The organism is Rhodosalinus halophilus, from assembly GCF_003298775.1.
In the GTDB taxonomy this organism is placed as follows: Bacteria; Pseudomonadota; Alphaproteobacteria; order Rhodobacterales; family Rhodobacteraceae; genus Rhodosalinus; species Rhodosalinus halophilus.
In genome coordinates, this window is sequence record NZ_QNTQ01000037.1 from 1 (window position 1) to 9,111 (window position 9,111).

The 9,111-nt window shown below is 65.7% G+C and carries 11 protein-coding genes; 2 read left to right on the forward strand and 9 right to left on the reverse strand.

What is annotated here, in order from left to right:
- The coding region (locus tag DRV85_RS18660; RefSeq protein ID WP_113290981.1) for a HAMP domain-containing protein at nt 1–984 on the reverse strand (984 nt) is incomplete at its 3' end.
- Between the two features lie 257 nt (nt 985–1,241).
- Here DRV85_RS18660 and DRV85_RS18665 point away from each other — a divergent pair.
- Both DRV85_RS18665 and DRV85_RS18670 read left to right on the forward strand, forming a co-directional pair.
- Nucleotides 1,242–2,474, forward strand: coding sequence for a PAS domain-containing protein (locus DRV85_RS18665; protein ID WP_147238897.1), 1,233 nt, complete (start codon nt 1,242–1,244; stop codon nt 2,472–2,474).
- 31 nt (nt 2,475–2,505) lie between these two features.
- Nucleotides 2,506–2,859, forward strand: a complete 354-nt coding sequence (locus DRV85_RS18670; protein ID WP_113290983.1) for a hypothetical protein — start codon at nt 2,506–2,508, stop codon at nt 2,857–2,859.
- Between the two features lie 145 nt (nt 2,860–3,004).
- Here the strand turns inward: DRV85_RS18670 and DRV85_RS18675 are convergent, their stop codons facing one another.
- The 8 genes from DRV85_RS18675 to DRV85_RS18710 form a co-directional block, all read right to left on the reverse strand.
- Entirely contained in the window at nt 3,005–3,574 is a 570-nt protein-coding gene (locus DRV85_RS18675; protein ID WP_113290984.1) for a chemotaxis protein CheD, read from the reverse strand.
- On the reverse strand, nt 3,571–4,218 hold the full coding sequence (locus DRV85_RS18680; protein ID WP_113290985.1) for a CheB methylesterase domain-containing protein: 648 nt from the start codon (nt 4,216–4,218) through the stop codon (nt 3,571–3,573). Before DRV85_RS18680 ends, DRV85_RS18675 begins: the two co-directional genes overlap by 4 nt.
- Before the next feature lie 152 nt (nt 4,219–4,370).
- On the reverse strand, nt 4,371–4,757 hold the full coding sequence (locus DRV85_RS18685) for a response regulator (RefSeq protein ID WP_113290986.1): 387 nt from the start codon (nt 4,755–4,757) through the stop codon (nt 4,371–4,373).
- 2 nt (nt 4,758–4,759) lie between these two features.
- Nucleotides 4,760–5,680, reverse strand: a complete 921-nt coding sequence (locus DRV85_RS18690; RefSeq protein WP_113290987.1) for a CheR family methyltransferase — start codon at nt 5,678–5,680, stop codon at nt 4,760–4,762.
- Nucleotides 5,677–6,147: a chemotaxis protein CheW gene (locus DRV85_RS18695; protein WP_113290988.1), complete on the reverse strand. Its 471-nt coding sequence runs from the start codon at nt 6,145–6,147 to the stop codon at nt 5,677–5,679. Before DRV85_RS18695 ends, DRV85_RS18690 begins: the two co-directional genes overlap by 4 nt.
- A complete protein-coding gene (locus tag DRV85_RS18700; RefSeq protein WP_113290989.1) occupies nt 6,148–8,250 on the reverse strand; it encodes a chemotaxis protein CheA in 2,103 nt (700 codons plus the stop codon).
- Nucleotide 8,251: 1 nt separating this feature from the next.
- A complete protein-coding gene (locus DRV85_RS18705) occupies nt 8,252–8,626 on the reverse strand; it encodes a response regulator (RefSeq protein ID WP_113290990.1) in 375 nt (124 codons plus the stop codon).
- Nucleotides 8,623–8,949: an STAS domain-containing protein gene (locus tag DRV85_RS18710; RefSeq protein WP_158540199.1), complete on the reverse strand. Its 327-nt coding sequence runs from the start codon at nt 8,947–8,949 to the stop codon at nt 8,623–8,625. Before DRV85_RS18710 ends, DRV85_RS18705 begins: the two co-directional genes overlap by 4 nt.
- Nucleotides 8,950–9,111: the final 162 nt, after the last annotated feature.

Sequence of the window (9,111 nt, forward strand, 5' to 3'; positions counted from 1 at the left end):
CGACCCGATCAGGCCGGTAAAACCCTTCGCCAGCGCGTTGAAGTCCTCGCAAAGCTTAAGATACATGCTTTCGAGCTCGTCATAGGCTGCAGGATCGATCCGGGCATCGAGATCGCCATCTGCCAATTCGGAAAGCCTCTGGCTCAGTTCTTCGACCAGCGAAGAGTGGCGTTGCTCGGCCGCCCCGTGTGCGGCGCGATCCGCCTCGGCCTGACGAAGCTTGTCCCGGATATCCACAAGATTGCGCGCGATCGTCCCGATCTCGTCGCCGCGCTCGCAGGCCGGAACGCTCGACTGATAGTCGCCGCTCGCGATCCGGGCGACCGCCGTCGCGACCTGAGTGAACCCGCGAGACAGTCGCCGTACGGTCAGGCGGCCGAGAACCCCACCGGCGAACAGCGTAAGAGCCGCACCGCCGAACACGAAGAGCTTTGCGTTCCCCGCCAGCCGTGCGCCCTCGGCCTCGAGAAACCTCGCCTCTTCCCGAAGCTCGCCCTCCAACCTATCCAGTTCCGCGGCGATCCGCTCGCGCGCAGGGATCAGCTCTTGGCGGAGGATCTCGCCGGCCTCTTGTGCGGCCCCGATGCGCGCACGGGCGAGAACGCTTCCGTAGCTCTCCACCGCATCGACCACCTCGTTGAACTTGGCGGCCTGTTCCGGCTTGCGCCTTGCAGGCTCTTCCACCTCTAGGAACGCCGCGGTGATGCGCCGCCGCGAGTCGCTCACCTTCCCGAGGTATGTCGTCACCTGCTGCAGACGCGAGCTGTCTCCTGCGAGAACCTCGATTGCAGCCGCATGGGCCTGAACGAAATCGTCCCTGATCTGGCCTGCCGTCTCCGCCTGGTCTAAGAGCACGTGCGTGTGGCGCAGGTTGTCCGCAAGCCGCACGATCCCGACCAGGGCGATTGCGGAAAACACACAGGTCACGCCGAGCAAGGCACCGGCAAGGCCCCATATCTTGCCGCGGATTCCGAGCCTGTGCATGCTGCGGTCCTTTCCGGGCCTTCAGCCCTTGCCTCGATTTAACCTGCGGGGCAGCGGCCCATGAGTCATGCGTTCTGCACTGCCGTTCGACGGGTGACGCAGGCCGCGCGTTGGTGCGCAAGCTGCACGGCGTGTCTGAAGACCGGGTAAACCGACCTCCGGAATCGGGACGCGAAAAGCGGCCGCGTCTTGACGATTGGTTCACGGAATCATGCCAGACCAGCCTGTGCCGGGATCGAGGACGAGGAGGCACTACCGTGAACCAGGCCGCGAAGACGGAGGCGGAGCGTGCATCCTCCGGCGAAGCCCACGTTCATCCTGAAGAACTACGCATCTCCCGCACGGACGCGCGGGGAGTTATCCAGGCCGCGAACGGCGCGTTCCGCAGGCAGGCCGGCCACGATTGGGAAAGTTTGATCGGGGCCCCGCACGGGATCATCCGGCATCCCGACATGCCCTGCGGCGTCTTCCATCTCTTCTGGGAGCGGCTGAAGGCGGGGCGCGAGGTGGGGGCCTACGTCAAGAATCGCGAAGCGTCGGGGCGGCACTACTGGGTCTTCGCCGTGGCCCTGCCGGTGCCGGAAGGCTACGTTTCGGTGCATCTCGAGCCCACCAGCCCCCTGTTCGCCAAGATCCCGGCCCTCTACTCCGAGTTGCGGAAGGCCGAAACACAGGACGGGGTTGGTCCCGGGCAAAGCAGCGACCCCTTGAGCGCGCGGCTTCCGGCGCTCGGCTTCGACGGGTATGAGGATTTCATGGCCGAGGCGCTGTGCACCGAATTCAGCGCGCGTGCCGAACTGTTGGCGCGGCCGCTGGAGCGAAGCGTCGCGCACGCGCGCGAAACGGCGAGCGCCATCCATACCGCGCGCTGTCATGCGAAGCGCGTCGCCATGCTCTTTGACGAGATCCGCAACGTGCCGACGAACATCCGCATTCTGGCCGCGCAACTGGAAGAGGGCAGCGGGCCCATCGGTGTCATCTCTACGAATCACACCTCGCTCAGCGAAGAGATGCTGAACAGTGTCGACGCGTTCCAGCGCGCCGCCACAGCGACCTATTCTGCAATCGCGTTCGGCCTTTTTCGCGCCTGTTCCGCGGCGCTGCTGCAGGAGTGCGCCGAGGGATATAGGCGTGAGACAGATTTGCCGGTGGCGATCGACGGGGCGCGCGAGGCGCGGACTCTTTCCGAGGCGAGCCGTCGCTGCGCGACGGAAGCCGAGGAAGCCATGGTCGGGGTCTCCGCTGAAGTGACGCGATTCGCCGACGTCGCCGGGGCGCTGAAGCGGCACGTGGCAGGGCTCGATGTCGCGCGTATCATGTGCAAGATCGAGAATGCGCGGTTCAGGCCGGCGACCACCAGCCTGACGGAGATCATCGACAACCTCGAGGAGAACCAGGCACAGATCGGCGATCAGTTGAGCGAGATCGAGAAGGCCGCACAGAGCATCCTCAACACTGCTCGGCGGGCGAGCGTACAGCGTGTCGCGTGAATTCGAAGCCCGAGGACGGCCGGCCCAGGCAGTGGAACGCCAGCTTGCCGAGGTTGCGCTGCCGGAGCTCATGCTGCGCATCGGCCGGGAGCTGGAGTCCTTGCACGCGTTGGCGGAAGCGATCGACAACGCCATCGGCAGTTCGGCAGATGGGCGTTTGTCGCACGATGCGGACGCACGCGCTGCTCTTCAGAACGCCGATCTGCTGCGCCAGATCGCAGGGGATCTTGCCGCGTTTCTGGTCCACCTTGCCGGCCAGATTCCCTCCGAGATCGCTGTCTCGCTGGATCGGAGCGCGACGCCGCTCAAGCTGGCGGCCGTCGCGGCTCGTCTGCACGGCCGGAAAGCCGAGAATGGCAGCGAGGGTGACGTGCGCCTGTTTTGACCGCAGCCAGCACGGGGCGAGCGCCCGGATCCTGGCGCATCTCTGGAATGGCCGAGGGTGTCTGTCTGAATGGTGGCCGTCTCTGGTCCGCAGTGCCGGAGCGCGCGAGATGTGCAGGTGAGAGAGCGTATCAGCCCCGCGCATTTCATTTGCTGCGCAGGCTTGCGCTAAAGAAGAAGGCGCAGGTCGCCGGCGAGGGCTGGCTCGCTGTAGCGTTCGGCGATTGCTCCGCCGTAGCAGGCTGCGGTGACGCGTCGAGCCGCTTCTGCTGGGCCTGCCCGCTTACCGGCCAGAAGCGCAATTTGCGCGCCTGTGCGCCGCCGACATCCTGCCCGACGCATGCGATTCCCTCGTTTTCCAGAAACCAAAGGGCGAAATCCGCGTTCGCGCGTCCGATCTGGAGCTGTGATCCCGATGTATTCGCACCACCGAATACCTTCGCCTCCAGCCGTCCGATCTCGCCGCCGGCCTTAAGAATACCGTTGATCAGCAGTTCCATCGCGTTGATGCCATAGCGGGTATGCGGGCCTCGCTGGCTGGCTTCACCGGGCAGAAGAAAGTGGTTCATACCGCCGATTCCGGCCACCGGATCCCTGAGGCAGGTCGCGATGCAGGATCCCAGCACCGTCACCAGCACCACGTCGGGCCTGTCCGAGACTCGGAATTCGCCCTGTGCGACGTAGACCAACCGGCCGGAAGAAAGATATGCGCTCATCGCGAACTCGCATTCGATTGCGTCGCCTGCGCCAGACGCAACATCGTGGGTCCGATCGTCTCCAGCGGCAGGACGTGCGCGGCCGCCCCGGTTTCAATGGCAACGCGCGGCATACCGAACACTGTCGAACTGGCTTCGTCCTGAGCGATGGTCTCGCCGCCGGCCTGCCTGATCGCCTTCAATCCTGCTGCGCCGTCGCGCCCCATGCCGGTCAGCAGTGCGGCGACGACACGCAGGCGAGAGGCGCGTGCTGCAGACAAGAAGAGCGCGTCCACCGACGGCAGATGGCCGGAGATCGGCTCTCCGGCGCGAAGCCGGCAGCGAGGCACGCGGCTGTCGGCGATTTCCAGATGCGCTTCCCGACCCGGCGCGACAATGATGGTTCCGGGCCTGAGCGGCGCGTCGTCCTCCGCTTCGAGTACTGTCGCCTGGCACAGGTCTTGCAGCCGACGCACCAAGCCGCCCGTGAAGCTGCCGACGATGTGCTGCACCACGAGGGCAGGAGGACAATCCGGCGTTAACAGTGGCAGTATCCGTTCGAGCGCCACCACGCCGCCGGTCGATGCCCCGATGCAGAGGATCGTCAGGGGCTCGGCGCGAGCGCCGCCCATTCTCGCCGTTCCCAGCTTCGCGGCCTCTGCCATTCGAGTAGCGCCGACGCTCCGAGGTTCCCTGCCGCCGACGGCTTGCGTCCCCTCAGCAGATAGCAGCGGTCCGGGAGACCTTCCCCCGCCTGCCTGTCCCGCCCCGTCTCCGCGGCCACGCCGGCCGCGTCCGGCGTGGCCTTTGCTCCTGCTCAAAGCGGTCCGACCACGCGTTCGATGCAGGTCTTCATCTGCGCGGTCGTGAAGGGTTTCGGAAGGTAGTTGTTCATCCCCAACTGCTTGGCCTTCGCAAGCACCTCCCTGTCCGGCCGCCCGGTGATCAGGATGAAACCGATGCGCGCCGTCGACCGGTTCGTGCGCAACGCGTGCAGCAGAGCGAGCCCGTCCATGCCCGGCATGTTGTAGTCCGAGAGCACGAGATGGACAGGATGCGCGGCGAGCCTGCGCAAGGCTACCGCACCGTCAGCCTCGGTCTGGTAATTCCAGACGCCGAGTTCTTCGATGGCTTGCGTGACCAGGCCACGACTGGTGGCCATGTCGTCCACGATCATCACATGCAGGCTGTCTCGCAGGCCCATGCTCAGGCACTCCTGTCTGCGCCCGCTCGAGCGGGCTGGGTATCCTGTTGGGGAACGTCCCGATCGGTGCGCACGTAGCTCGCGCCACGATTGAGTCGGTAGTAGGGCCGCGCTTCGTCCGAAAGCCTCTCCGAATGGCCGATGAAGAGCCGCGCCCCGGGACGCGTCTGCACGCCGGCGAAGCGTGTCCAAAGCCGCCGTTGCGTCGCGTCATCGAAGTAGATGACGACGTTGCGGCAGAATATCACGTCGAAATCGCCACGGAATGGCCAGTCATCCAGCAGGTTCAGAACCCGGAACGTCACAAGGCGCCTGGCCTTGTCACGCACTTCGCTGAAGCCGTCGCCTGTCGGGCGGAAGTGATCCTGCCGGGCTTCCGGTGAGAAGGGCGCGAGACTTTCCGTGGGATACCGTCCTGCCTCCGCCTTGCGGATGACATTCGGATCCAGATCTGTAGCGAGGATCCTGATGTCATGACGCGTCGCCTCTGGCAGAAGGTCGAGCAGCGTGAAGGCAAGCGAGTAGGGCTCTTCTCCCGTCGAACAGCCGGCGGACCAGATTCTCAGCCGCCCGCCGTTTTGCGCGTGCTCCAGCAGGGGCGGCAGAACCTCCTCCCGAAGTTCCCGGAATTGGTGCGGTTCGCGCAGGAAACGGGTCACGTTGGTCGTGATCGCGGAGATCATTTCGCGCCGTTCGAATTGCCCGTCGCCGCTTTCGAGAAGGGCGCAATACGCTCCGAAGCTGTCGAGCCCGTGGCTGCGCAGCCTCTTGTAGAGCCGCGACTGGAGCAGCGCGCGCTTCGACGGCGCCATGACGATGCCGGTCTCGCGATGAATCATCTGCGAGAGCGATGCGAATTCCGCATCGCTCAGTTCCAGGCCTGCCGAGTTGGCGGCCTGTTCCGGTCTGGCGGCCGCCGTCATTCTTCGACCGCCCGGTTCGAGGGGACCGCCTTCGCCAGATCGAGAACGCGGATCAGCTTCTCGTCGACGGTGAAGACGCCTTCCAGGAACGCTGGCGCGTGGCTCGTTGCCACGTCGGGTGGCTGCTTCAGTTCATCGCAAGGCACCGACATGATGTCGGAGACGGAGTCGACCAGAAGCCCCACCGTGCCGCGGCCGTCGTTTGTGATCACGATGACGTGGCGCTGGCTCGGTTCGCTCCGGCCGAGACCGAGCCGGAGGGAGAGGTCGATCACCGGAATGACGTTGCCGCGCAGGTTCATGAGCCCCACGACGTAATCAGGCGCGTGCGGCAGAACCGTCGTCGGGCTCCAGCCGCGGATCTCGCGTACATAACGGATATCGATGCAGAAATCCTGTCCGGCCACGCGGAACGAGACGATCTCGCGCTGGTCGCCGGCCGCTTCCTGGGGGGCTGCCTGTTCCATTCAGCTCACTCCTGCAACAACGTGGGGTTTTCTGTCCGCCGCCGTCCCGTCGCCACACGCGATCTGTTCGATGTCGATGATGAGTGCGATGCGCCCGTCGCCGAGTATGGTGGCTGCGGCGATGCCCGGGATGCGGCCGTAGTTCTCGCTCAATCCCTTGATGACCACCTCGCGCTGACCGAGGATCCGGTCGACCGCGAGCCCGATGCGTCGCCCGGAGAGCGACTCGACGATAAGCACCGAGTTTGACGAGAGGTCGTCAGGCCGCTGGCGGTAGGCGAGCGCCTCGCCAAGATCGACGATGGGGATCAAGGCCCCGCGCAGGGACAGCACGGGTGGCCCCGCCCCGAGGCGTTGAGTGATGGCGTCTCCGGCGCGCATGGTTTCCCTGAGCGAGGTCGAAGGCACGATCAGCGTCTCTCCGGCCACTTCCACCAGCATTCCCTCCGCCACAGCCAGCGTCAGTGGAAGGCTGATGGTGAGCGTGGTGCCATGCCCCTTCACCGAGCTCAGGCTCACTCGACCGCCGAGCGCCTGGATTTCCGTGCGCACGACGTCCATGCCCACGCCTCGGCCGGAAAGGTCCGAGACCTCCTGCGTCGTGGAAAACCCGGGCTCGAAAAGAAGGTTGTGGACTTCCTGTTCGGTCAGTTCTGCATCGGGTGGGACGAGGCCCCTCTCGACGGCCCTGGCGAACACCTTTTCAGGGTCGATGCCGGCGCCATCATCGGTGATTTCTATGACGATCTGCCCTGATCGGTGCGCTGCGGAGAGGCGGACGATGCCCTCTCGCGGCTTGCCTGCGGCAACACGGCGGTCTGGCGGCTCGATGCCGTGATCCACGGCGTTCCGCAGCATGTGCGTAAGCGGATCGGAAAGGCGTTCTATGACGGTCTTGTCGACCTCTGTGTTCTCGCCCTCGCATATCAGCCGCACGTCTCGACCTGTCGCGGCGGCGGCTTCGCGCACGATACGGGCCATGCGCTGGAAGAGGGTCTTCACCGACTGTGCGCGGATCGCCATGATCCGTTCCTGAAGCTCCGTCGAGAGCTGCTTGAGCTGGCCGAGGGCGGCGATCACGCCCGGATCGTGTCCCGCGCCGCTCTGAGCGAGGGACTGACTCAGCATCGCTTCGCCTATCACCAGCTCGCCGACGAGGTTGATGAGACGGTCGACGCGGTCGAGTTCCACCCGGATCGCCCGGCGCGGGCCCGCGATGCCGGAGCTCGTCCCTCGCTCTGTCGATGCTGCGGCCGGCTCTCGGTCGGCGCTACCGGTGCCCGTCGGCGCCGGCGCTTCCGGCGAGGCGGGAGGGGCGGGTGCTTCCGTCGTCGGCGCTTCGTCCAGCAGTTCGAGTGTTGCGTCTTCCTCGACGAATTCGAACACGTCGAGAACGTCCTCGCGCGACAGGTTCGCCCCGCAGTCGAGGCGCCATGCCAGATAGGAGCCGTCCCATTGCATGTCGGACAGCGGTGGCAGCTCAGCGAGCTCGCAGTCGACATGCAACTCGCCAAGGTCGCGGAGCGCGCGGAGAAGCGGGATCGGATCGTTGCCGCGGCGGTAGAGGCTTTGTGCAGGAGCGAAGCGGAGCCTGTGTCCGGGCTGCGGTACCACCTCGTCGCCGACGGGCATCAGGTCGATGGGGATCGAGGTCGGGACGAAACCGAAATCGTCCGGCTCGGCCTCTGAGCCTCCGGCCGGAGCGGGAGAAGGTTCGGGGCTGCCGGACGCAGCGGCAAGCTCTCGCAAGAGCTGTTCAAGGTCACGAACGGCGTCCGCCGAATGCCCATCGCGTTCTGCCTCGACAAGATCGTGGAGACGGTCGCCGGCCCGAAGCAGGACCGGCAGCACCGGCCGAGCGTTCACGCGATCGGCGCGGATGTCGTCCAGAAGAGTCTCCAGCGCGTGGGCGAGGCGCACGAGCCTGTCGAATCCGAAGGCACCCGCACCGCCCTTGATCGAATGAACGGCGCGAAAGAGGGCGTTGACCGTCTCGCCGCCGGGCTGTTCGTCCTCGAGACGGGAGAGCCCATCAGACATGATCTCGAGGAGCTCGTCACACTCTTGAAAGAAGGTTTCCCGCAGTGCATCGCCGCCCGGCATGTCACACCTGCCTTGCCGCGACGCGGCGGATCGCGGAGACGAGCTTGAGATCGTGGAACGGCTTGACGATCCAGCCCGTCGCGCCGGCTTCGCGGGCGCGGTCCTTCAATGGTTCTGCGTTTTCGGTGGTCAGCACGAGGATGGGGAGTCCCCTGTAGCGCGTGTCGGCGCGCACCGCGTCGATGAAGCCGAAGCCATCGAGGTTGGGCATGTTGATGTCGGTGATCACCACGTCGGGATCGACCTCGCTCAGGCGGCGCAGCCCGTCCTCGCCGTCCTCGGCAAGATACGGTTCGAAACCGGCGTCAGCGAGTACCTCCGCGAGCATGCCGCGCATCGTGCGCGAGTCGTCGACCGCGAGAACCTTCAGGGTCATTCGAGGACCTCCGTCGCTTGGAACACCTTCAGCAGGTCGAGAAGCTCGAGCGCCTCGTGCAGGGCTGGTGAAGACTCGCCCAGTTCGAAGCGCACGCCGTCGTCGCGCCACTGGAATCGCGCTGCGGCCAGCAACTGCAGGCACAGCGTGCTCACCTGTTCGACGTCCGTGCCGTCCACGACGAGCGGCGTTCCGCGAAGGTGTTCCAGCGCCTCCGCCATTTCCTCCGCCGCGGATAGATCCATGCGAGCGGGGAGGGCGAAGCGGCGGGGCGGCGGGCCCGACGCAGGATCATGAAGGGCCTCTGGCTCGTTCGTCAGCATGTAAGCAGTCCTTTCGGGCTTCGCTCGCGCGTCGCCGACCATCGCTCCGGAGCGCGCGCAGGGATCAGGAGAATGCTTGCCGGGAGACGTTCCGGTCAGGCAATCCGGGCTCCGGCTTGGCGTTCGCGTCGCGAATTCGGCGTCAGAATTCCTCCCAGTCGT

What these genes read in the sequence shown, in the direction of transcription:
- DRV85_RS18675 (WP_113290984.1), bottom strand. Translation starts at nt 3,574, where the DNA reads ATGAGCGCATATCTTTCTTCCGGCCGGTTGGTCTACGTCGCACAGGGC.
- DRV85_RS18680 (WP_113290985.1), bottom strand. Translation starts at nt 4,218, where the DNA reads ATGGCAGAGGCCGCGAAGCTGGGAACGGCGAGAATGGGCGGCGCTCGC.
- DRV85_RS18685 (WP_113290986.1), bottom strand. Translation starts at nt 4,757, where the DNA reads ATGGGCCTGCGAGACAGCCTGCATGTGATGATCGTGGACGACATGGCC.
- DRV85_RS18690 (WP_113290987.1), bottom strand. Translation starts at nt 5,680, where the DNA reads ATGACGGCGGCCGCCAGACCGGAACAGGCCGCCAACTCGGCAGGCCTG.
- DRV85_RS18695 (WP_113290988.1), bottom strand. Translation starts at nt 6,147, where the DNA reads ATGGAACAGGCAGCCCCCCAGGAAGCGGCCGGCGACCAGCGCGAGATC.
- DRV85_RS18700 (WP_113290989.1), bottom strand. Translation starts at nt 8,250, where the DNA reads ATGCCGGGCGGCGATGCACTGCGGGAAACCTTCTTTCAAGAGTGTGAC.
- DRV85_RS18705 (WP_113290990.1), bottom strand. Translation starts at nt 8,626, where the DNA reads ATGACCCTGAAGGTTCTCGCGGTCGACGACTCGCGCACGATGCGCGGC.
- DRV85_RS18710 (WP_158540199.1), bottom strand. Translation starts at nt 8,949, where the DNA reads ATGCTGACGAACGAGCCAGAGGCCCTTCATGATCCTGCGTCGGGCCCG.